General features: G+C 57.6%; 21 protein-coding genes and 1 pseudogene. 12 read left to right on the forward strand and 10 right to left on the reverse strand.

The genetic code is table 11. From position 1 onward, the window contains the following. Positions 1 to 45: 45 nt before the first annotated feature. Complete coding sequence (locus tag HB376_RS07795; RefSeq protein WP_255631215.1) at positions 46 to 954, reverse strand: LysR family transcriptional regulator; 909 nt, start codon at positions 952 to 954, stop codon at positions 46 to 48. Positions 955 to 1156: 202 nt separating this feature from the next. Between HB376_RS07795 and HB376_RS07800 the strand changes: the two genes are divergently transcribed. The 4 genes from HB376_RS07800 (at position 1157) to rbsK (ending at position 6097) form a co-directional block, all read left to right on the forward strand. Beyond that, positions 1157 to 2131, forward strand: a complete 975-nt coding sequence (locus tag HB376_RS07800; protein WP_213762843.1) for a sugar ABC transporter substrate-binding protein — start codon at positions 1157 to 1159, stop codon at positions 2129 to 2131. A gap of 201 nt (positions 2132 to 2332) precedes the next feature. Further along, on the forward strand, positions 2333 to 3952 hold the full coding sequence (locus tag HB376_RS07805) for a sugar ABC transporter ATP-binding protein (RefSeq protein WP_213762844.1): 1620 nt from the start codon (positions 2333 to 2335) through the stop codon (positions 3950 to 3952). Then, the gene (locus HB376_RS07810) at positions 3949 to 4950 is read left to right on the forward strand and encodes an ABC transporter permease (protein WP_213762845.1); all 1002 of its coding nucleotides are present in this window, start codon (positions 3949 to 3951) and stop codon (positions 4948 to 4950) included. The genes HB376_RS07805 and HB376_RS07810 overlap by 4 nt, the downstream gene beginning before the upstream one ends. Positions 4951 to 5164: 214 nt before the next feature. Then, the gene (gene rbsK / locus HB376_RS07815; RefSeq protein WP_213762846.1) at positions 5165 to 6097 is read left to right on the forward strand and encodes a ribokinase; all 933 of its coding nucleotides are present in this window, start codon (positions 5165 to 5167) and stop codon (positions 6095 to 6097) included. A gap of 464 nt (positions 6098 to 6561) precedes the next feature. On the opposite strand, the gene HB376_RS07820 is transcribed toward rbsK, so the two are convergent. Continuing rightward, a complete protein-coding gene (locus HB376_RS07820) occupies positions 6562 to 7698 on the reverse strand; it encodes an acyltransferase (RefSeq protein ID WP_213762847.1) in 1137 nt (378 codons plus the stop codon). A gap of 137 nt (positions 7699 to 7835) precedes the next feature. Between HB376_RS07820 and HB376_RS40830 the strand changes: the two are divergent. Together HB376_RS40830 and HB376_RS07825 are read left to right on the forward strand one after the other, a co-directional pair. After that, a pseudogene (locus HB376_RS40830) lies at positions 7836 to 7931 on the forward strand (LysR family transcriptional regulator); the annotation flags it as partial. Between the two features lie 146 nt (positions 7932 to 8077). Then, on the forward strand, positions 8078 to 8443 hold the full coding sequence (locus tag HB376_RS07825) for a VOC family protein (protein WP_213762848.1): 366 nt from the start codon (positions 8078 to 8080) through the stop codon (positions 8441 to 8443). Between the two features lie 312 nt (positions 8444 to 8755). On the opposite strand, the gene HB376_RS07830 is transcribed toward HB376_RS07825, so the two are convergent. Further along, a complete protein-coding gene (locus HB376_RS07830) occupies positions 8756 to 9520 on the reverse strand; it encodes a transporter substrate-binding domain-containing protein (protein WP_213762849.1) in 765 nt (254 codons plus the stop codon). Between the two features lie 543 nt (positions 9521 to 10063). On the opposite strand from HB376_RS07830, the gene HB376_RS07835 reads away from it, so the two are divergent. Both HB376_RS07835 and HB376_RS07840 read left to right on the forward strand, forming a co-directional pair. After that, complete coding sequence (locus HB376_RS07835) at positions 10064 to 10786, forward strand: hypothetical protein (RefSeq protein ID WP_213762850.1); 723 nt, start codon at positions 10064 to 10066, stop codon at positions 10784 to 10786. 360 nt (positions 10787 to 11146) lie between these two features. Beyond that, complete coding sequence (locus tag HB376_RS07840; protein WP_255631216.1) at positions 11147 to 11797, forward strand: hypothetical protein; 651 nt, start codon at positions 11147 to 11149, stop codon at positions 11795 to 11797. Positions 11798 to 11902: 105 nt separating this feature from the next. On the opposite strand, the gene flhC is transcribed toward HB376_RS07840, so the two are convergent. Continuing rightward, entirely contained in the window at positions 11903 to 12562 is a 660-nt protein-coding gene (flhC, locus tag HB376_RS07845) for a flagellar transcriptional regulator FlhC (protein WP_213762851.1), read from the reverse strand. Between flhC and HB376_RS07850 the strand changes: the two genes are divergently transcribed. Then, complete coding sequence (locus HB376_RS07850; protein WP_213762852.1) at positions 12546 to 12815, forward strand: hypothetical protein; 270 nt, start codon at positions 12546 to 12548, stop codon at positions 12813 to 12815. The genes flhC and HB376_RS07850 overlap by 17 nt on opposite strands. A 706-nt stretch (positions 12816 to 13521) precedes the next feature. After that, entirely contained in the window at positions 13522 to 13902 is a 381-nt protein-coding gene (locus HB376_RS07855) for a hypothetical protein (protein ID WP_213762853.1), read from the forward strand. 196 nt (positions 13903 to 14098) lie between these two features. Here HB376_RS07855 and HB376_RS07860 read toward each other — a convergent pair whose 3' ends face one another. The 3 genes from HB376_RS07860 to HB376_RS07870 form a co-directional block, all read right to left on the reverse strand. Continuing rightward, positions 14099 to 14770: a flagellar basal body L-ring protein FlgH gene (locus tag HB376_RS07860; protein ID WP_213762854.1), complete on the reverse strand. Its 672-nt coding sequence runs from the start codon at positions 14768 to 14770 to the stop codon at positions 14099 to 14101. A 140-nt stretch (positions 14771 to 14910) separates the two neighbouring features. Next, complete coding sequence (locus tag HB376_RS07865; RefSeq protein ID WP_346730462.1) at positions 14911 to 15060, reverse strand: DUF6726 family protein; 150 nt, start codon at positions 15058 to 15060, stop codon at positions 14911 to 14913. Between the two features lie 522 nt (positions 15061 to 15582). Beyond that, positions 15583 to 16305 carry a hypothetical protein gene (locus HB376_RS07870; protein ID WP_213762855.1) on the reverse strand — a complete coding sequence of 241 codons (723 nt, stop codon included), beginning with the start codon at positions 16303 to 16305 and terminating at the stop codon, positions 15583 to 15585. Positions 16306 to 16777: 472 nt separating this feature from the next. Here HB376_RS07870 and HB376_RS07875 point away from each other — a divergent pair, with 472 nt between their 5' ends. Then, positions 16778 to 17038 carry a hypothetical protein gene (locus HB376_RS07875; RefSeq protein WP_213762856.1) on the forward strand — a complete coding sequence of 87 codons (261 nt, stop codon included), beginning with the start codon at positions 16778 to 16780 and terminating at the stop codon, positions 17036 to 17038. A gap of 411 nt (positions 17039 to 17449) precedes the next feature. On the opposite strand, the gene HB376_RS07880 is transcribed toward HB376_RS07875, so the two are convergent. Then, positions 17450 to 17824, reverse strand: coding sequence for a hypothetical protein (locus HB376_RS07880; RefSeq protein ID WP_213762857.1), 375 nt, complete (start codon positions 17822 to 17824; stop codon positions 17450 to 17452). A gap of 627 nt (positions 17825 to 18451) precedes the next feature. After that, a complete protein-coding gene (locus tag HB376_RS07885; RefSeq protein ID WP_213762858.1) occupies positions 18452 to 19693 on the reverse strand; it encodes an HD-GYP domain-containing protein in 1242 nt (413 codons plus the stop codon). A 704-nt stretch (positions 19694 to 20397) separates the two neighbouring features. Here HB376_RS07885 and HB376_RS07890 point away from each other — a divergent pair. Continuing rightward, positions 20398 to 20952, forward strand: coding sequence for a hypothetical protein (locus HB376_RS07890; protein ID WP_213762859.1), 555 nt, complete (start codon positions 20398 to 20400; stop codon positions 20950 to 20952). Between the two features lie 107 nt (positions 20953 to 21059). Here HB376_RS07890 and HB376_RS40835 read toward each other — a convergent pair whose 3' ends face one another. Beyond that, a complete protein-coding gene (locus HB376_RS40835) occupies positions 21060 to 21530 on the reverse strand; it encodes a hypothetical protein (protein ID WP_255631217.1) in 471 nt (156 codons plus the stop codon). Between the last annotated feature and the right edge of the window lie 70 nt (positions 21531 to 21600).

The following is a 21600-nucleotide window of genomic DNA, read 5'->3' on the forward strand; positions in this document are numbered from 1 at the left end:
GAAGGCCGCGAGGTTAAGCAAAAGGCCCCGTCGTAACGCCCACCTTCACCTGAAAATATCGGCAACAAGGTTCGACACCGCCCGTATGCGCTCGCTGCCACGCAGCGCCGGATGCAGGACCATCCAGACATCCTGATCCAGCTCCCTGATATGCGGTTCGATGCAGACCAGATCACTGGTCGTATCACCCGCCAGTTGCGCGAGCACGCCCAGACCCGAGCCGCCCAGCACGCCGTCGAACACGCCCAGCACATAACTGCTGCGAAGGCTCGGCGCAGGTGCGCCCGGCAGCGTCTTGAGCCAGCGGGCCGCGGGATGGTCCCCCCGGCGCTCGTCATAACCGACGAAGGAAAGCTTGCTCCACTCCTTCTTCTTGATGGCCACCTTGTGACGCAGGTAATAGTCTCGCGATGCATATAAACCAAAGCGAACCTTGCCGATCCGGCGGACGTACAGGTCACCCTCGTCCGGGCACTCCGACCAGATGGCAATGTCGGCTTCACGTCGGGCAAGGTTGTATGGCTGCTGCGAGGTCAGCACTTCAATGGCCAGTCCGGGAAACCTTTCCTGGAAGGAGCCGAGAAGCTTCATCAGGATGTAGGACATCCACTCGACCGCATTGATCCTGACCGTTCCTTCAAGACCGTGAGAACCCGTGACATCCCCGGCCCGTTCGATCTGGTGCGCCAGGGCTTCCATCTGCTCGGCCCATGCAAGCACCCGCTGCCCGAACGTCGTGACTGCGCAGCCGGAAGGCACGCGGTCAATCAGGGGTTCACCCAATCTTCTTTCAAGCTCCGTCAAGCGGCGCGACAGCGTTGCCGCGCTAAGATCGCACGCCGCAGCGGCGGATCTCATGGTTCCTTCTCGGGCGATGGCAAGCAAAAGCCGCAAGTCGTCCCAGTCAACGTGTTCCATTTTTGAAACGCTCGCTTTCGATTTTAGACGTAGCATATCGCGAATCGCGAGGATAGCATTAGACCCGGATGGGCTGGATTGCCGCTTGATTTACGCCACGGCTCATGCATCGGGTTTGTACGTATTAGCGTTAAAGCGATCCGGCAACAAGCATGTCGTTCAAATTGATTTACTGACCAAACGACTCGACGGCTATTCCCTCAGTAGACCGAAGAGCGAACTAACTAACGGAGACTCTATGACCCGCAAAGCTAATCAAGCACGGCGCCGCTTACTCGCTGCGACCGCGGCGACCGCAGTAGCAGCCGCATTCTCGCTGTTGCCTGTCTCGTCGGCGTTCGCTCAAACGGCGAAAAAACCCGTTGTCGCCCTCGTGATGAAGTCACTCGCCAATGAGTTCTTCCTCACCATGGAAACGGGCGCCAAGGATTACCAGGCGCATAACGCGAGCAAGTTCACGCTCATCTCGAACGGCATCAAGGACGAAACCGATACCGCGAACCAGATTCGCATTGTCGAGCAGATGATTGTCTCGAAGGTCGACGCGCTCGTGATCGCCCCGGCTGATTCGAAAGCGCTCGTTCCGGTCATCAAGAAGGCCGTGGATGCAGGGATCATCGTGGTGAACATCGACAACCAGCTTGATCCTGATGTGCTCAAATCGAAGGACCTGAACGTGCCGTTCGTCGGCCCGGACAACGCGAAGGGCGCGAGGCTGGTCGGAGATTATCTGGCCAAGCGACTCAAGGCCGGCGATGAAGTCGGCATTATCGAAGGCGTGTCGACCACGACCAATGCGCAGCAACGCACAGCCGGTTTCAAGCAAGCGATGCAAGCAGGCGGCATGAAGGTTGTTGCGCTGCAATCGGGCGACTGGGAAATCGACAAGGGCAACGCGGTGGCATCGCAGATCCTGAACGCGAACCCGAACATCAAGGCGCTGCTGTGCGGCAACGACAACATGGCACTCGGCGCGGTGGCTGCCGTGCGGGCGGCCGGCAAGGCGGGCAAGGTGCAGGTCGTCGGTTATGACAACATCAACGCCATCAAACCGATGCTCGCCGACGGCCGGGTGCTTGCAACGGCCGATCAATACGCCGCGAAACAAGCGGTATTTGGTATCGACACGGCTTTGAAAGCGCTCTCCGCGCACCAGAAACAGTCGCAACTGTCGAGCGTGGTGGAAACGCCAGTCAACCTGATCACCAAGTAAGCCTGCTGGCCCCAAGCCAACCGGCATGCGTCATTGCGGTTGGCCGCGGTGGCGCATGCTGAACGAACGCTGCAAGCGGCGTAGAGTATCCCGACGCGCGCCCGGCTTTAGCTTCAAGTATTCCAACGTGTAGTGCGCCCCGGCTCTTTATGGCCGGGGCGAAACTCGCATTCCAGTACCCGCCCTAGCCTCTCATAAGCGATGCCCAGTCCAATAGTCCCTTCCGCCGACATAGCGCCGGTGCTGACCATTCACGGGATCGGCAAGACCTACGTCGAACCCGTGCTCGCGGACGTCTCGCTCCACCTGCGTCCCGGTGAAGTGCTCGCGCTGACAGGCGAAAACGGCGCCGGCAAGAGCACGCTCTCGAAGATCGTAGGCGGTCTTGTGATACCCACTACAGGTTCAATGCAGCTCGGTGGTATCTCATACGCGCCGGCAAGCCGCAGCGACGCCGAAGCGCTCGGCGTGCGCATGGTGATGCAGGAACTGAACCTGTTGCCCACGCTGTCGGTTGCTGAAAACCTCTTTCTGAATCGCCTGCCAAAACGAAAACGCGGGCTGGGCTGGATCGACCGCACGACACTGCGCGAAAACGCGCGCCAGGCGATGGCCCAGGTCGGGCTCGATGCTATCGACCCGGATACGCTCGTGGGTGAACTCGGGATCGGCCATCAACAGATGGTCGAGATCGCGCGCAACCTGATCGGCGATTGCCGCGTGCTGATCCTCGATGAACCCACCGCCATGCTCACGGCTCGCGAAGTCGACCTGCTGTTCGAGCAAGTCGCCCACCTGAAGTCGCGCGGCGTGGCGCTGGTATATATCTCGCATCGGCTGGAAGAACTGGCGCGGATCGCCGAACGCGCGGCCGTGTTGCGCGACGGGCGGCTCGTGCACGTAGACACCATACGCAATCTCACCAGCGACAAGCTCGTCACGCTGATGGTCGGACGCGATATTGGCGAACGTATCGACCTCGGCGAACGCCGCATCGGCGCGACGGCATTCAAGGTGCAAGGCATGACGCGCGGCCACGCCGTGCGTGACGTATCGTTTGAAATAAAGGCCGGCGAGATCTTCGGCATCAGCGGGTTGATCGGCGCGGGCCGGACCGAACTCATGCGGCTGATCTACGGCGCGGATCGGGCGGATAGCGGCAGCATCTCGATCGCGCACCAGGGTGCGGCGCTCAAGACCGTCAGCATCAAGTCACCCTCCGATGCAGTGCGCCAGGGTATTGCGCTCATCACCGAAGACCGCAAGGGCGAAGGCTTGTTACTGCCCCAGCCGATTGCCGCGAACATTTCGCTGGGCAATATTGGCGCGGTATCGACGCACGGTTTTATCGATACCCGCCGCGAGACCGAACTCGCGCAGAAACAGATCGACGCCATGCGGATTCGCACGTCGAGCGCTGCGCAACCGGTGTCCGAACTCTCGGGCGGCAATCAGCAGAAGGTGGTGATCGGCCGCTGGCTCGCGCGCGATTGCACGGTTCTGCTCTTCGACGAACCCACGCGCGGCATCGACGTCGGCGCCAAGTTCGACATCTATGCACTGATGGGCGCCCAGGCGCGCGAAGGCCGCGCGCTGGTGGTCGTGTCCAGCGACCTGCGCGAGCTGATGCTGATCTGCGACCGGATCGGCGTGATGTCGGCGGGACGCATGACCGGCGTCTTCGAACGCGATAACTGGTCGCAGGACGCATTGCTGGCCGCAGCGTTCGCGGGTTATGCAGCCCGCGATAAAATCCTCAGCGAATCTATTGAACCGGGCGCCGAGACGCCGGACTTCCCTATCACGGAGCACCAGTCATGACTGTACAAACAACTACGCCGAAATCGCAAACGGAGCCGCCCAAAAGCGCGAAGCCGATCGGCACCCGACTGGGGTTCTCGAACTACCTGGGCCTGATGGGGGCGCTCATCGCGATGATCGCGCTCTTCTCCGTGCTGAGCTCGCACTTCCTGAGCTACGACACCTTCAGCACCATCGCGAATCAGATTCCCGATCTGGTCGTGATGTCGGTGGGCATGACGTTCGTGCTGATTATTGCGGGTATCGATCTGTCGGTGGGGTCGGTGCTGGCATTGGGTGCGGCCGTGACCAGCGTCGCGGCATTGCAATGGCACTGGGGGGCGCTGCCGGCCGCATTGCTCGGCATGGCCGGTGCGGCGCTCACCGGCTGCGTGACCGGGGCCGTGACGGTGGGTTGGCGCATCCCTTCGTTCATCGTTTCGCTAGGTGTGCTGGAAGCGGCACGCGGTCTTGCCTACCAGATGACGAACTCGCGCACGGCGTACATTGGCGACGCCTTCGACTTTCTCTCGAACCCCATCGCGTTCGGTATCTCTCCTTCATTCCTGATTGCTATCGCCGTGATGGTCGTGGCGCAACTCGTGCTCACCCGAACGGTTTTTGGCCGCTATCTGGTCGGCATCGGCACCAATGAGGAGGCCGTGCGGCTGGCAGGGGTCAACCCACGGCCGTACAAGGTCATCGTATTTGCGCTAATGGGTCTGCTCTCGGGTCTGGCAGCCCTGTTCCAGATCTCCCGGCTTGAAGCGGCCGACCCCAACGCGGGTTCGGGGATCGAACTGCAGGTGATTGCAGCGGTTGTGATCGGCGGCACGAGCCTGATGGGTGGACGCGGCTCTGTTATCAGCACGTTCTTCGGCGTCCTGATCATTTCGGTGCTTGCAGCAGGTCTCGCACAGATCGGCGCGAACGAGCCAACCAAGCGGATCATCACCGGTGCGGTGATTGTGGTGGCGGTCGTGCTGGATACGTACCGCAGCAAACGGCGCATCATGTAAGCGCTGGCCGAACCCGGTCCCGAGCGCTCGTGCAGCCGCGCTTTGGATAGTTGATTCGCGCTAAATAGGCGCGAATCACGGGTGGCTCAAGAAAACGTGTCCCTATTATCGCCGACGTCCGTGGCACCCAGTTTGGGCTTAGCGCATTCATTTAAGGTGCTTAACAAAAGCTCAACCCCGGTGATCGAGCCGTTCGCCAGCAGGAGAAATTGAAATGTCCAAAGAAACCAAGCAAGGCTCTGTCCTCATCATGGGGAGTATCAATACCGATCTGGTCGCGCGCTCGCCGCACCTGCCGCGTCCGGGCGAAACGATCAGCGGCCACGAGTTCTCGCAGATATCCGGCGGCAAGGGCGCCAATCAGGCGGTTGCGGCTGCGCGTATCGGCGGCCGGGTGGCCATGGCCGGATGCGTGGGCGGCGACGCCAACGGTACATTGCGGCTGGCGGATCTGGAAGCGGAAGGGATCGATTGCAGCGCGGTCGAAACCGACCTGTCAGTGCCGACCGGCGTGGCGATCGTCACCGTCGCGGACGACGGCCAGAACACGATCGTGGTGGTACCGGGCAGCAACGGCCAGGTGACCCCGGAGATGGTCAAGCGCCATGAGGCGGTGATCAAAGCCGCCGACGTAGTGGTGTGTCAGCTAGAGACCCCGTGGGATGCCGTCTATGCCACGCTTGTCACCGCTCGGAGATTCGGCAAGCTGACCGTATTAAATCCAGCGCCGGCTACCGGTCCGCTGCCACCCGAGTGGTTGCCGTTGGTCGACTATCTGGTTCCGAACGAAGTCGAAGCCGCGATCCTTGCCGGATTACCGGTTGAATCGCAAAGCGGTGCGCGCAGGGCGGCGAAAGAACTTCAGCGAGCGGGAGCGCGTAACGTCATCGTGACGCTTGGATCGCAAGGCGCCTATCTGTTACCCGAAGGAGGCGAAGGTACGCACTACCCGGCGCCCAAGGTGAACGCAGTGGACACGACGGCTGCCGGCGATACCTTCATCGGCGTCTTTGCCGCACAGTTGGCCGCACGCCAGCCCATAGACGCTGCGATCAGCTTAGCCCAACGAGCCGCCGCCATTTCCGTTACGCGCGCCGGCGCACAACCCTCCATCCCGACTCGCCAGGAAGTTGACAGCGCGCCCTAGCCCTCTTTGTTCCGGGACTCCGCAAGCGTCCCGGTTAATCGTTACCCGAGCGCGGGGTGCCGTGCCCCTTGGGCAGGTTCAGTCACTGGTGGCGAAGCGTGTGGGTATCCGTGTTCGGAGAAGGAGGGGTTCACACATCCTTCGCTCTGGCGAGCACCGTGCTTTTGGGGCACCTATGAATCAAAACTGCACGCTGTGGACACTTAGGGTAGCGTGGTTGAAAGCGCTTTCTTTGCTTCGTTTCTTTGTCGCTTTGGACAAAGAAATGACGTGCCGCCACGCACAGTGGCTAATAGTGATAAAGAGAATATCCGACTCTCGCAGACCACTAACCCTGAAAGCAGCAACCCGGCACTGACCCTTGACCACTAGCCCCAAGTCCGAGTGCGAACGAAAACAAATTCACGAAAACTTCCAACCCACCCAGCGTTAGTCACCAGACCAAGGCGACGGCGATCCGACACCTAATGCGCGTGCTCAGGTTGCCGGATCGCACGCGGTGAACGCGAGGTCTTGTAGGCTTTGCGAAGATACGAGCACAAGGGCTTTTCGATAAACAGGAAGCTGAATATTGACACCGCCGTTAGCGCGAGCAAAAATCCAAAAAATGGCGCAGGAGCGGTGGCGACACTCGGGAACAGCATCTTTGCATACCTGAAAAGGGGCACATGCAGGATATAGAACGCAAAGCTCGCCTCGCCAAGCAATACCATGGGCTTGCTTCCAAGCCAGCTACTAAGCAGCCCTTTAGAGCGTGCCAGGCAATAGAGAAGCACGATAAAGGCTGGGAACAACAACGCCTTGGCCAGCACATGATTTGCCAGCACAATGACCGCAACTGCTGCAACCAAAGCCGCGAAAGCCGCCACATCGAAGACAAATGCTTTAGCCGTGCCCTGGCTTAGATAAAGACGCGCCATGCATATCCCGGCGGTAAACTCGCCTATCCGAAGCACCGGCATAAAGTTGACCAGTTCTCGCATCCAGTACGCCTGTCCCAATGACGATGGCAGGTACGAAAGCGTCAACGTAGGAATGACGGAAAATAACCAGCACGCCCCGATCAAACTCAACAGCACGCTAACGCTGCGATTTTTCAGGAAAGCAAACAGGAAGGGAAACGACGCGTAGAAGACCGCTTCCGCGGAGAGCGACCATCCGGGGGTATTCCAGGCGTTCGCGGTGGCCGGCGTCCAGGCTAGCAACAGCGCCAGGGAAATCACCCCGTAAAACGCAAGCCGCGCATATAGACCGGCCGAGTGTCCGTGCAAGGCGGCAAGGTTCGAATAGACCAGCGGTGCGAATACGATCCAGCCCAGCAAATAGATCGGGTAGATTTTTGCAAACCGGGAAAAATAGAACTGTCGTACGGCAGGCGCCTCTGCCCCGCTCATTTCTGGATGAGTGTAAGTGAGGATAAACCCCGAAAGAATGAAGAACAATTCGACGGGGTCGCCCGAATTTTCATAGAAATAAAATGGCGAAATCCCTAACGACGCGGCGACATCCGGCGAAAGGTGATAGAGCGCAACGCTCAACGCTGCCAGGAAGCGAACGCCGGTTAATGCGGGAATGACTGGCCTTCTTGCAACTATTGTCATCGTTCATTGGGTTCGCCGCGTGCCCCAGCCCGCCTGGCGATCTTATGGTGCACGTTAAAAAAATGGAAAATTAATGCGGAATGGCGGATTTTCGGGAAAATAAAGCGTTCTCGTGGATAGCGCGTGTTGCGTCGGAGCCAGGGCTCGTCGCGCGTCGCACGCTAACGGCTTTCCGACGCCGCCAGGGCATTCTTCCCCGCCCCGCGGTCATGCTGCTGGAACTGCTACGGTAGTTGACCGCGACCGCAGCATAAGCGCTCCAATCGCGCTGGACACCACCGATTTGTTCGTGTGCCCCGGTGCCCCGCCGCTTGATAAAATCTCTACGCGGTTTCTCCAACAACGGCAGCAACATCATCTTGGGGAGTGACGAATCGTCATGGATCAGATTCTCGCTATTCGACCTTTCGTACCCGCGAAAGACTTCGACGCTTCGAAGCGTTTCTACCGGGCACTAGGTTTCACGCTGACCCACGAGGACGAAAGCATTGCGATATTAAAGCTGGGAAATTTCAGCTTCATTCTTCAGAATTTCTACGCAAAGGAATTCGCCGAGAACTGCATGATTCAACTTCTCGTCCAGGATGTGGATTCGTGGTGGCAAAAGACAAAACCCGGCGAGCTGACCAAGCAGTTTTCTATCGCCGCCCCTCGCGAGCCAGCGCTGCAAAGCTGGGGCATGAAAGTAGGGTTCATCTTCGATCCTTCCGGGGTGCTTTGGCACGTGGCTGAGGTACCGTTCTGAACCCGCAGGCTTTTTTTCTCCGCCAATACACGTAGTCAATACCCTTCACCGTCCGCTCGATCTTCAAACCGGACGACTCAAGCGGTATGAGCGCTTGCGACTGTGCGGTGTCTTCCAATTGCGCGAAGAGCGTTTGAAAAGCGAGTTCGTGCAAGGATGGCATGTGTATTCCAAGTTATCACCTTTAATATTATTGCAGGTGATAACTTGCCGCCCGTCACGATCGCATGAATTGTTTGACGCTTGCCCTGCTAACGAGCACACGCCACTCGCGTAGAGATCAAATTTTCCCGCATCGACCAAAGCACGATCTTAGTCCACAACAACAGGATCGATCTCCGTAGCAGTGAGCCCATATCGCTCCATCTTGCTTCGGTGATCCGGCGACCCGAGATACTGGCGCAACTGGACATTGAATTCGTTGCGGAGATCCACGTTAGCCTTGGCGAACGAGAACGCGCCTTTGGGGGGCGCGTACGGCGTTGCCGCCGTGAGATCGTGCGAGACGGCAGACAAGGCCGCATTCCCGATACGTTGCACAAGCGTGCGGTTTCCGAGCGCCGTGCTCGCGTATGCGTCAATGCGGCCCTCCAGCAACGCGTCGATCGCCTCTTGCTGGTGCTCGTACTGGTTTATCCGCAATTCAGGTACGCCAGCGCGCCTGGCCGCGTCGTGTTGTACCTGACCGGTGATCACACCCAGCAGCGCGTCGCCGGCCCGCGCCAGCCCCTCATAGCTCGTCAGATGCTTTGGGTTTCCGGCGCTAACCAGGAACCCGTCGTACAAGGCCCAGACAGGTACGCTGAACGCAACAAGCTCGGCTCTCTCTGCTGTCACGAATAAAGGAACATTGATATCCCAATGCCCCGCCGCGACGCCCGGCAGCAGTTCCGAAAATGTCGTTAGCCTGCACTCGACCGAACGCACGCCAATGGTCCGCAAAATCTCTTCGGCAAGTTCGATATCCGAACCGGATGCCGCCCCGCTCTGGTTGCTCATACCAAAAGGCGGCTCGTCGATATACGCCAGGACGACTTTCTCGCGCCACTTTCGATTCAATTGCGTCGTGCCTGTCATGAACAATATCCTCTCGAACAACATGGACGCCGGAAGATATCATTGTCGCATCCGACCGCGTTGCGCTATGCGTTTAGCCATCGAATCGATAAAGCACGCTATCTACACGAAAGCACACGTCCTCTGCCAGACTGTCGCTCACGAGCAGATAGCGCTGGCCTTCCGCCATGAAGGCCGGCTCAAAATTGGTAAGCAGCGGAAACAGCTCGTAAGCACTGCGGGAAACCGTGCACTCCTTCTCACATCGCACGCCCAAACCCGGTGGGATGATTCGACACGCAATACGCTTTGCCGCGCATCGATCACCCGCAAACCCGGGGTTTCGATGCGTGGTGTCGAATAGAGCTCGGATCAATGCGCTACGCGAGGCTTATCATGACCCATCACGGCAACCCAGAACTTGCTGGCTTCTCAAACCGGCTTCATGTGCCTACAACGGCCCAATGCATTCAATGGCCTTCAGCGGCGCTGCAAAGGGTTAGGTTAGCGGAACAAACCGCACGCATGGCATTCGACATGCGTGCGTTGGCGATCAACTGAGCCATGAAACGCCACCTGTTTGCCTGCGCACTTGCACTAGCTACCGGCGTGCTGTCGCTCACTCCGTTCGTCACCGTTCACGCGGACCCGGTCGCGCGCGATGCGAGCGGCTCCAGGAGCAAAGCCACTGATCAGAAAAGGCACCCTCAAGATACACCGTTCGAGTTTCGTGGAATCCCTCTGGGCATAACCCTCGATGAGTTCCAGGCAGGCGCGACCGTAAGAGCGACCCCAATCGACAGCGTGCCGGTGTGCGAGACCGATGTAATCGCTGGCTCCCTCGGCATGGACCTGAAGACGCGCGAAAGCCTGACGGTTGCCTGCCGCTGGGCGCATCAACGTGCCAATGGCTGGGCGATATCGCGCGCAGTGGTCGACGGCGCGCCGGCGCAGGACCACACGCTGCGCTTCGCACGAGTCAACGGACAAACCACCTTCAGGTTGTATGAGATGTCGTTCGTCATAGACGAAGGCACCGCGGCCGATCTGCGCCACGCTCTTGCGGACCGCTATGGCGCGCCGCGGGCTGGCGCTCATACATCTGGATCCACATCGGCAAGCAGTGCGCTGCCGGTCTACGAATGGGAAAACGCAGTGAGCTCGATCACTTTGCGTTTCTTGCCGGCTACGCGTAACGCCACGCTCGTTTATCTGCTGAAAGCGCCCGACGCCTGGGTGAAGTCTGTTGTGCAGCAATGGAAGACCAGCAGCGTAGATGCGAGCTGACGCAAGTTGGTAAGTACTACTCCCGTGCAAGCTGCACGACTTTTCGAGCGCCACGGAAAGGTTGAGAAAGGACCTGCAGGAGCGCTCTGTTGCTTGTCGTTTCACCGCTTGCCGAAGTGCGCGACCATGGAATTGCGGTCAGACGATCCATTGCTTTCCACTAGTCGGATCGCGACGGCGCCCTGTTCATCTCCGGAAATAAATCATGCAAATCAGCAGGGATATCAGTCGTTGTTATCGCGGTCATTTCATCGTCAAGAGCGTGTCTGGTCGAGTCAGCCTTACTACAAGCATGCGAGGTTCACACGAATCGCACCCGCTCGCTACCCGCTGAAGAACGCAAACAGGAGTGATGGCGTCATGGTTAGCTCGATCGAATGCAGGACCGAAGGATACGGTTCGATCATTGTCGAACCCGTCATTCGTCTCGGCATGACGGACGTCACCAGACCAATGGAACGCCTCGCCTGCCAGGTTAAAAGATCTATGCGCAATGCATCGCTCATCTGCGCCGCGCTCAGCCCATCCCTGTTATCCGGCTGCGCATTGACCGTGATATCCGCCGTCGATGCAGCCGGGTCAGTCGTACAAGCCGGCTTGAGCATTGCGTCGAACCACTCGTCACCCACCGTCATCAGTGGTGATCAGGCATCTCTTCATGCCGTGTGCATCGAGTGGAATTCCATGGTCCCCGTTGGCGACTTTGTCCCGGCATTGCAATACGCGTTGCATAAACGCGGGGTGGAGTCGACCGTGTATGCGCCAGGGACTTCCCCGCCAAGTTGCGAAGCGACACTCGTATACAGCGCGGCCACGGATTGGGGGCATCGGACATTCACCGACGGATACACCCAGTACCTTTCCGCCATCAACCTCACGTTGATCCAACGCGGAAAGATCGTGATCGCCGCCAGCTACGCCACGAGCGGCGCCAAGCTCGACCGCTTCGCGAGCACGGCGACCAAGGTCACGGCGCTCATCGACAAAATGGTGGTTGCAACGTCGGATTGATTAGAGCATGAAGCGCCAATGCGACCAGAAAGGCCGCGACATCATCACGGGTCCGGTCACACGAACCCGGGACTCGCAGACTCTATAGCGCGTCAGGTAGCCTGCTCAGGCGGCCTGCCCGCAGGATGCTTCGTGCTGAGCAGGTTTCACATCAGCGCAGCCCGATAGAGTCACATTCAACTCCTCCATGGCCTCGGGCTGTATGGTGCTGCATTCACCTGCAGCTTCGTCTTCTGTGATGCGCGAAACAGCCTTGGCGCTCTTGCCCGCCCGCGACGGCGGCTGGCAACTGCCACACATCGCGCTGTGAGCCGCGTCTTGCTTGCGCGTGACGAACTTGGCCGTGCAGGTGCAGCATCGGGTCAACTGCAGGATGCCGGCGTCGAAGAAACGCACGAGCGTCCAGGCGCGCGTGAAGCTCAACATGATGTAGCTGTCGTGACGCTCGCAATGCTCGAGATAAAGCTTATAGCCCTTCGTCAATGCATCGAAATGCGAACAGCCCGCGAGATCCGTCAGGAATCTATAGATGTTATAGAAAAGCGATGCGTGAATATTCGGTGCCCATGTCAGGAACCAGTCAACCGAGAACGGCAACATGCCCTTGGGCGGAGACACGCCCCTCACTTCCTGATAAAGGCGAATCATGCGGTCACGAGAGAGGTTGACTTCGCTTTCCAGCACTTGAATACGTGCACCGAGTTCGATCAAGATGGCGGCCCGCATCACGTCCTGAGCGTCTTCAGTAATGCTTTTCTTCGCCATTGGCGTAATCCTCTTCTTATACAAACTGATCGGCTGCTGTATCGCCCAGCGCTGTGGCGCTGCACCCAAGGATTCAAGCCCGGAAACCGCGCACTCGCAAGAACGCTTCGGCACTCCGAGTTGGCGCTTTAGCCGGATTGTGCGTAATCAGGGTACCGGCGAGATCGACTATCCGATCCTCAGGCACCCTAAGTCCCAGGAGGAAAAACATAAGCAGAACCCCGGACATAAAACCTACTGCACCGCCGATTAGCAACATGCTCCCTCCGTGGATTTTACCGAGCTCAAAAAATGTCGTCGATGAATTGATCACTTGACCATCTGACGAAAAAGTTAGGAGACGCGTTGCATTGTATTGGTAACGACCTTCCCTGAACCGAATGATCCTCCTTTCCTCTCAAGTAAATTTCTTGGAAAAGACAAGTCTTTTCCCTAAGGCTTACGGAATATTTCCTTTAATTTCCTGCCATTTTTGATATGCACTCGATTACTTTCAATTCTTTAATAAATGCGGCGAAATTATTTATAAGATTCAGGAAGGACTTGGCGAACGTGCATGTTGCTCGGCGTTTCAGCGCTAGCGAAAGTGCGCAATCATGAACCTGCAAATTGACGAAGCAATATGGGGGAGTGGCTGGATCGCAACCATCCCTCGCATTCCTCTTCGTTCATGGATGCAAGAGGATATAAGGCTGCAGAAGATCACGTAGCAGGATCGTGCAGTCTGCTTTCTTCGCAGGATCGATCCTGGACAGGGTCGGCAGCCGGCGTGGAAACTGACATTAATGCAGATGCGATGAAGGTCGCTGGAGCAGTGCATGGCGCCCGTACACCGTGCTTTGCCACTTGTGCCCGTGAGAACGATCGGCAGTGTTGCCAAGTTTGTCACCTGTCGACGGTGAAGTTGCGTTGGCATCTTTTACTCGATTTCCGCTTAAGCGAAGTCCTACTCGATAATCATGAAACAACTTACCCAAACTCTGCTTCTCGCAAGCGTCCTGGCAACCGGTGCCGGCAGTGCATTCGCTCAAAGCACTTTGCCGTCCAACCTGGATGGCGGCCACGTTGGCCGCGAAGGGTTCGGATCGAGCTTTGCGGTGGTCAATGATCTACAGCATTTGCAAAGGCTATATGACCTGAACGGCCGGGAAAGCGAGATGAGGGATATCTACCACGACGTCCTGCTAAAGACGCAGGTCCCGGCGATCCGCCAATATGTCTACGAAGCACTGGCGCGCAATCTGCTCCGCCCGACCAACGTGGATCAGGCGATTACGACCATTCGCACGAGCCTGGATGAAGATCTGAGCACGCTGGCAAAACATCCGTCCGCTCCGTGAAGGGCGCGCCCGCCAAGCGGGCGCTGAAGCGGATGCTATTCTCGGACGTATCGAATCGGGGGAAAGGTCACCGGCGGTCTTGCGTTTCGTCCGAAATAATTCCGGAGAAAGCAGCGGCTCAAAAGCGCTCAGCAATGATGCCGGGGCACCCGGCACCAGCAACGTGGCCCCAGCCCCGACCGCTACCCTCGCGGGATCAGAACGTCAGCACGCTAAGAAACATTCGCTGCAGCCAGCCTACCGTAGTTGCGTCGGCGAGCATGCCGACACCTGCCTGTTCAATACGCGCGTTGGCAACTTTGCTTGACGATATGTAGTTTCCAGCCTCGATGTCCTTAGGATTCACTATGCCCGACAACCGCAGGCGATCGCGGTTCTGGTTCATCGCAATGATCTTGTCCCCTGCAACCACAAGATTCCCGGTCGGCAGAGTGGCGATAACCGACACCGCCAGCGTCCCGGTCATCCCGGTCGTATTCGACACAGCCCCCTGCCCTTTGAAAGTCGTGCTCGCGGACCCTATGTTAAACAGCTTGGCCAGTCGCGCCGCCGCGCCGCTAGACTGATCGGCAGCTTGCGCGCTGATGTCGCTCGAACGGTCAGCTGACGCGTCGCCGCTGTTATTAGCCGAGTAGGACTCCGAGAGGCGAATCGTCAATACGTCGCCCACGTGTTGCGCGCGAGGCGTTTCGTATAGGGCCAGCGTGTTGCCGCCCTGGAAGATCGCGCCCCCGGTTTCAATATTCAACGGACTTGAGACTACGACTGGCGCGAACGTCGGCATATCGACGATAGAATTCGAGCCGCCTGAACATCCAGCTAACGACGCCATACCGCTAGCCAGAATCACAAACTTTAACGAGTTCATTTTTTAATGGTTCGCGAGATCAAGGTTCTTGGCCATGCGTGGCACGATGAAATAGTGGCCCGCGTCTGGATTGCTGACTTGCCGCTAAGCCCTAAGCCGTGCTCACCCGCTCGTCATGTGGAGCGGCGAGCCGGTCATTGTCAATCGATTGCGTCGGCGCATGTGTCAAACGGCGCGGCGGCGGCATGACCCACGGCCGGCACGATCTTGAGCGTGGCCGACACCAGGCGGCACGGCAGTGCGGCCACCGCGCAACCCTCCATTGGCAATATGACCACGCTCGCCATCATGCATGCCACCAGCCGCACGCAACGTTTGTAAGACTGCAAATTGAACATAAATAAGACCGCTACCCTTTCAGACGCTGGTGTTGATGCGTGTGCCAACCGAGCCGGTCGACGGTAGCGCTGGGGAAGTCGCTGGCTCAATCGGCAGCGATAGCGAATCGGTCTTAGCGCTCTTGCCGGCCGCGCTACCTGAGTTACCGCCAGTCGGGCGCATGGGTGTCGGCGCAATACGTTCTGCAGGGCTACGGCTGTTAACATTCATGATCAGGCTCGCTTTCAATAAAGATGAAGGGATCGAGGCAGCGTCAAGGTAGCCTCAAGGCGGACTTGAACGCATACTTGAACGCACGCCAGGTCGCTAGAACTCTCTTTCGACATCGAATGATCGCGCTTAACGGCTAGCGTTGATTAATGAAAGATCACCGCTTTTTCTAGACTCCTTACCAGCACTTACCATACGGTCTCAACCACAATTAATACGCGCTGCCGACCTGCGCTGCCAATGATCATTCGGCACCGGCAAACCTATATCTTCACGTCGACTACCAGTCCGATCGGATTCCATCTAACGCCCTTGGTCTCTTCGCCCAAACCATCCAGAACATCCGCTAACGGCACCTCCTCCGCATTAACGTCAGGTGCCACATAGGATTGCCATGCGTTGTTGAGCGTGCTGACAGCGCCAGCAATCGTGGTGCTATCGTTCGCACTATCATCACTGCCGGCCGTGGACCCAACGGGGTCGTCAAGCTGCCAGTCCCAGGTGTCGACTACAGTATCCTGGTCCACGGAGGTCGCCCGGACAGTCTTCGCAAGCTCTTCTATGGAAGAGCCGAGATCGACATAGGCCGATGTGACCTGGTCCGTTAGCGCAACATCACCCTCTTGCTGATCGGACGCATTGAGCGCGTGCTGCAAGACAAGCGCCTGATACAGCGCCACCAGGAATTGCTTGCCTGCGCTTTTGTCCGCCTCCCCGCGCGCCTGGGATTCGGCGGTAGTGCCCGAGTTGCCCGAAAAGGAATCAGTGTCCGTAGAGCCATTACTGGCCGACGCAAACCCGCTCGGGTCGATCCCCATGCGTTGCAGCGTAAGTTTTAGCGCCGCCATCAGGGCATCGCCGCTTCCTGACGATATCGCCGACGGCGGCCGCTCGGGAAGCGCGCTGCTGGTCACATTGGACGACGGCTTGGCCGTGCTGTTGGGAAAATCCGAAGATGAAATTGACATGCTGGAATCGAGTGCCATGGTGTCTCCCGGTTGGTTGTTCAGTGATGCCGAATCGGCTGCGTAGAGGGGGGGTGGCAGTGCTTCCCGGATCAGGTTCGCAGTGCTGCATATGCTTGAGTGGCGAGTGTACGAATTCATTCTCCCAGACGTCATATCGACCTGGCATGCAGGAATCTGTAGTGTTGGAAAGTCTGAGTAAGAAGCTGGAGCCAGCGAGATATCCGGCAGTCTTATGGACTAAGCGCTACCGGCACGACAATGAAATATTCGGTGATAAATGCGTTGCTTTCAGTTTAGGAATCAGCTTGTAAACAGTGTATTTTTTGGACGTTGAATGCAAAGAATTCGACCAGGTTATCCGCCAATTCATGGCTCATTTTCCTAGGCAAATAACGTCCTTTAGAAAATTCCCTTACCGGTTATTTCGAAACCTAAGGTTGTTCGAATCGCTGACGTTATCACTAAGTATTGAACGTACTTGGAGGATGAAATGAATTTTTCCACGACCGGCGAGATTGCTTGCAAAGTGCGCATCAACCCCATCATGCTGGTTAGCGGTCAAGGTGTATCAAGCCGTGCAATTCGATATCGGGGCAAACACACGCTGCGTGCCTTGCTGGGATTCCTGGATAGTCAGCGCGAGGTTCGCGCGCTGGTCTTCAGCCACACATCCGACGGGGAAATGTTATGGGTCGACATCCAGACCGGGGAGTCAAGAAGCTTTGAGGAGTGGCGATTCGAAGCGGCATGATCGACGTATCATGAGCGACGTATCATGAGCGACGTATCAAGAGGCCGGCGTCCCCGCGATCATCGGGGCGCAGCATTCAGGTAATAAACACGATCCGATCTCCCACCGTCGAACCGCATTCCACGAAATACGCAATGCGGGCAGCCCTTACGTCAAGAAGAACGCGGTCGATACCTTCAACACCGGGACTTTCATGCAAATGCGTCTTAACAATGACTCTCGAGCTCGGCTTGGCTAACGCGTCAAGCCGGATTTCAACGAGATACTTTATGGCGTCTCGTTGGTTCATAAAATACAGAATCATTAACAACGTGTCCTTACCGCAGTTAAAGCGACGCTAATCAACACTACGTTCCATCGGGTCCGAAAGTGGCACGAAACACGAGAATGCAGGCAGATGCCAGCGCTCTGTTACTGGACGGAGATTTCACCCGACATGACGTCGATCCAGACAGGGCCGTCTTCAGCTTGGTGGCTGTAGACAAGCGCCCGTACCTGTGGTCCCGCTATTCTCAGAAAGCGCAGTACATCGCTCCTGCGTTGCTTGCCGCGATAAGGAACGCGACGTACCCTTTGATCACATTCCATCAGCAATACAACGTCGTTACACTTAAGAAGCCGCTCGATCATTGTTTCGCTCAACCCATGTGAAAGCTCGGCTGCCCTTGTTCGCTGCATGACCGGCATGACGCCGTGATCCGCCAGCGAGCCAACCGGCTCCGGTGACGAGGGAAAGTGAGTGACATTCCCCAGCGCCTGACTCGCATGCTCGGCGGTGTGCCGCACGATTGATGCATTCCGGCTGGGAACGTCGCGAACACCTGTGCGCTTCCTGGCGCTAGTCATTTACATCCGACCGCACAGGCGATGGCCGATACGCCCGCCACGGCACCCACGATTCCGCCCAGGGCAAACGTTTCCACCGAACTGGCGCAAGCTTGAAGATTGAGTATGCAAAAGAGCATCGCGATGAAAATGAAGCGCCGCAATATTTTCTCCCTCGACAGTCGTTGCTGCGGTTTGGACCGGCCAGAACTCCGGGGCACCTGACGCAGTTTCCCGTCATGGCCCTGATGTGCATTTGAAGGAGTCAACGCAGAAGACGCCATGCACGCATAGAGAGGTTAGAGCGCTTTGAAGAGGGGCATTTCGGCAATTACGGGCTGTAGATGCCATCTGCTTACCGGGCATTACCTGGACGGGTGCGCGAACGCAACAAGCCCTTAGCCGGTCTTTTCGCGCCGCGCTGGGGCAATCGGTCGTACGTGATTCAGAGCCTGATGCGAATGGAATTTCGGCGGGACACAATCAAGCTGAAACTACGGCGGCTGGATAGTCCGCTTAAGCTAACCCGGGGCAACCCGGGTACATCTGTCAACACGATGCAAAGACCCATGACGCACCCTGCGTGGCCTACGCAAAAGGGCCGACCTGATTCAACCAGAGGTCGTTTAGTTGCGGAAGGTTCCACTGTTTGGGGTCTTCAATGGCCACTATCCGGTCAGCGCCCTTTAATTTCTTCAGGTCTACTATCTGAGGGAAGACCGGTTGATTCGACTTGCATGAGAAGAACGTCTTTACTGTCGGCGCGAGGATAGACCTGCTGCCTTGATCGAGCACGACAGCAAGAAAGCCCGATTCAAGCCGAACCAGTGAGCCCACCGGGTAGATGCCCAACGTGCTGATGAACGCCGCGAGAATGGTCTTGTCGAACTGCCCCTCCCACGACGCCATGCTGCGAAGGGCCTGAGTCGGATGCCAGGATGATTTGTATGGCCGCTCGGATGTCACTGCGTCGTACACGTCGCAGACCGCACCCATCCGGGCCAGCAGGGGAATGGCTTTATCCTTGAGCCCGTGGGGATATCCACGGCCATTGACCTTTTCGTGGTGGTGCAGAGCGACCTCCAGCACCCCGGCACTGACGTCGGCTGACTGCAGCATGAGCCAGCCGTCGTAGGAGTGTTTCTTGGCGACCTCGTACTCTTCCACACTCAGCTTCCCGGGCTTGTTCAGCACGGCCAGCGGCATAAGCGCCTTGCCCAGGTCATGCAGCAAACCGGCCACGCCAGCTTCCAGCACACCTTGCTCGTCAAGCTCGAGTTCGCGCGCCAGCGCCGTCATCAGCGCACACACGGCAACGGAATGCATATACGTGTAGCCGTCGTGGTGCTTCAGGCGCGCCACGCTGGTCAATGCGTACGGGTTGCGAATAACGGACGCGGCAATGCTCTGCACCAGCGGCATCATGCTGGTGCCAGACACAGCTCTTCCCATGCGGGCTTGCTGAAACACCACCTTCATCTCATTGGAGGCTGATTCAAACAGACGCTTTGCGTGCTTGATTTCCTCGCCTACCGGTCTTCGCGGCAGTTGCGTGCGCGCCGTAACGAATAGCTGATCGTCCCCCGTCTGCGCGGCCGAGCTGCCTGCGTCGAACGGGTCAACCGGTTCGCCCTGGCAGTCCTCAGAGCACGACAGACCTCGATCCGTATCGATCACAATGGACGTAATTCCGCTTGCGACGATTTTTTCGATATCGATAACGGTGAGCAAAAACGAGTTCTTCCAGAATGGGTGATCGAGCCAGCGCCGATCCAGACTGTGCAGGAACATGCCAGGACGCAATAAAGAGGCTGCGACCGTTTTCAACATAAGCCAACTCCGATGAGCCATGTTTTGGAACTAGCGAAGGGAGAAGCCAGAACACCGTCAGCTTCGGCCTACACGTACGCGCTCCACCAATGCACTGATCAGATCCTTGATTTCTTTCACACAGCACCTTGATTACCCAGGCGAGCGGCTCAGGCCGTCAGATTCAATCCGGTCATTGGCCTTGAGCGCCGTACCCTCGATGACAATGACAATCTGCGCGGCTCGCTCCAGGCTATCGAACCCTGTTGCATCGCTAGCGCCAGGGCTCGCCGCGGATGCCCGATCACTCGCCAAACTTACCCTTCGATACGGAATGATCGCGCGTACCGGCCTGTGAGCATTAGAGAATGACCGCAATATTTCCCAGACGCCTTACCCCGGCTTACCGCACATTCAATGGGGTGACCCCACGTGGCCTATGCGCAGCTAGCGGTCAGACTGACCGTAAGCTCTAAGTAAAACGCTCAACCAGCGCCGGTCGTGCCCTCCTTTATCCGCCAGCTTCGCCATCGGATCGTCCCTAGCGTACCTCACGCCGCTTTCAAAAAACCCGCTGGTCAGCCGTTTACGTGCTCGTTTAACAACAGTCTGGTTCAACTGGAAATATTTGGTAAGTACAGACCGAACCGCCGTTCTTTTCTTTGCATTCCAGGTATCGAATCCAGTCGAATATGGATGAAAGGCCCATTCTTCCAGCGATAACGATGACCCTCTTCAAGACCACCCTGATCTCCGTGATTCTATTAGGTAGTCCGCTTGTGGCTCACGCCACCAGCTTCGATTGCAACCTCGGTCACTCGGCAACTGAAAAGCTGATTTGCCACAACCCGGATTTATCGAAGCTCGACGATGAACTCGGAAAGCTGTATTGGAAAGCACGCCGCGCAGTTGCGGATAAACGTTCATTCCGTGCGGACAGCGATGCCAAATGGACTTGGCGAGAAACGCATTGCACGGATGAAACGTGCCTCACGACCTGGTATTCCGGCCGTATTGGAGAACTTCAGCAATTGGTCGATGACCTGCAATCCATCTCGAAGCCCTCGCCTGTTCGCACAGCCTCAGAGCGTGTGTTGCCGGAATCCACGATTGCGATAGGTCAATGCACCGTTGCCGAGCCCGGTATGATTTCGCTCGATAACTGCAGGTCGGCGATGAAATCCAATATGCATTGGAAATACGACGTGCATGGAGGCGACTGGTTCTGCGGAGTCGCCGTGCTGGATGAATCGAAATTGCCTGCGGTCGCCCTGCAATGAGCGCGCGGATCCATATTGTCAGCAATGGGTCATTCGAACACCGCCTGCTCGCCGAACGCGTTATTTAAAAAATTCAATACCCTCATTTCTCAAGCCAAGCGCTTGATCTAGCGCCGGTGGCCTCCCGAGAACGCGTGCATGCCCCCCCCAAATCGCGATGGTCCGCCACGAAAGCCGAAGCCCATCGATGCGCCAACGTGCATATGACCCATTTGATGAAAATGGTTGAAGTGGGAAAAGTGGTGGAAGCGATCGACGAAAATAAAGCTCACGCCTCCGCCAATGAACAGCGGCGGCCCCCAATACCATGGATCGGGATACGGGTAGTACGCGACCGGGTACACAAGCATGCTGCCATCTGGGCTCTCGACGATCTGCCAGGTTCCATCGCTTTGCAGGCACGCGCGCCCCACGACTTGCTGCGTCGATCCATCAACATCCGCTTGTCCCGCTACGGCACGGCAATTGGCGCCGTAATCAACATCTGCACCGGCTGCATCGTCGTACGTTTGCGCAAGCGCGGGCGCAGCGAAACCCAGGACAGCAAGCATTATTCCCAACCGAAGTAACTGACGCATCATCATCTCCTGCGTGGACCCGTGCACGCCCCGTTACGCCAGCGTCGATTGACGCATAGCGCGTGCTTGC

The sequence above is a fragment of the Caballeronia sp. dw_19 genome (assembly GCF_018449515.1).
Taxonomy (GTDB): domain Bacteria; phylum Pseudomonadota; class Gammaproteobacteria; order Burkholderiales; family Burkholderiaceae; genus Caballeronia.

Excerpts from the sequence above, each read along its gene's own strand:
- HB376_RS07795 (WP_255631215.1), bottom strand. The coding sequence starts at position 954 with ATGCTACGTCTAAAATCGAAAGCGAGCGTTTCAAAAATGGAACACGTT.
- HB376_RS07800 (WP_213762843.1), top strand. The coding sequence starts at position 1,157 with ATGACCCGCAAAGCTAATCAAGCACGGCGCCGCTTACTCGCTGCGACC.
- HB376_RS07805 (WP_213762844.1), top strand. The coding sequence starts at position 2,333 with ATGCCCAGTCCAATAGTCCCTTCCGCCGACATAGCGCCGGTGCTGACC.
- HB376_RS07810 (WP_213762845.1), top strand. The coding sequence starts at position 3,949 with ATGACTGTACAAACAACTACGCCGAAATCGCAAACGGAGCCGCCCAAA.
- rbsK (WP_213762846.1), top strand. The coding sequence starts at position 5,165 with ATGTCCAAAGAAACCAAGCAAGGCTCTGTCCTCATCATGGGGAGTATC.
- HB376_RS07820 (WP_213762847.1), bottom strand. The coding sequence starts at position 7,698 with ATGACAATAGTTGCAAGAAGGCCAGTCATTCCCGCATTAACCGGCGTT.
- HB376_RS07825 (WP_213762848.1), top strand. The coding sequence starts at position 8,078 with ATGGATCAGATTCTCGCTATTCGACCTTTCGTACCCGCGAAAGACTTC.
- HB376_RS07830 (WP_213762849.1), bottom strand. The coding sequence starts at position 9,520 with ATGACAGGCACGACGCAATTGAATCGAAAGTGGCGCGAGAAAGTCGTC.
- HB376_RS07835 (WP_213762850.1), top strand. The coding sequence starts at position 10,064 with ATGAAACGCCACCTGTTTGCCTGCGCACTTGCACTAGCTACCGGCGTG.
- HB376_RS07840 (WP_255631216.1), top strand. The coding sequence starts at position 11,147 with ATGGTTAGCTCGATCGAATGCAGGACCGAAGGATACGGTTCGATCATT.
- HB376_RS07850 (WP_213762852.1), top strand. The coding sequence starts at position 12,546 with ATGCTTTTCTTCGCCATTGGCGTAATCCTCTTCTTATACAAACTGATC.
- flhC (WP_213762851.1), bottom strand. The coding sequence starts at position 12,562 with ATGGCGAAGAAAAGCATTACTGAAGACGCTCAGGACGTGATGCGGGCC.
- HB376_RS07855 (WP_213762853.1), top strand. The coding sequence starts at position 13,522 with ATGAAACAACTTACCCAAACTCTGCTTCTCGCAAGCGTCCTGGCAACC.
- HB376_RS07860 (WP_213762854.1), bottom strand. The coding sequence starts at position 14,770 with ATGAACTCGTTAAAGTTTGTGATTCTGGCTAGCGGTATGGCGTCGTTA.
- HB376_RS07865 (WP_346730462.1), bottom strand. The coding sequence starts at position 15,060 with ATGATGGCGAGCGTGGTCATATTGCCAATGGAGGGTTGCGCGGTGGCC.
- HB376_RS07870 (WP_213762855.1), bottom strand. The coding sequence starts at position 16,305 with ATGGCACTCGATTCCAGCATGTCAATTTCATCTTCGGATTTTCCCAAC.
- HB376_RS07875 (WP_213762856.1), top strand. The coding sequence starts at position 16,778 with ATGAATTTTTCCACGACCGGCGAGATTGCTTGCAAAGTGCGCATCAAC.
- HB376_RS07885 (WP_213762858.1), bottom strand. The coding sequence starts at position 19,693 with ATGTTGAAAACGGTCGCAGCCTCTTTATTGCGTCCTGGCATGTTCCTG.
- HB376_RS07890 (WP_213762859.1), top strand. The coding sequence starts at position 20,398 with ATGACCCTCTTCAAGACCACCCTGATCTCCGTGATTCTATTAGGTAGT.
- HB376_RS40835 (WP_255631217.1), bottom strand. The coding sequence starts at position 21,530 with ATGCGTCAGTTACTTCGGTTGGGAATAATGCTTGCTGTCCTGGGTTTC.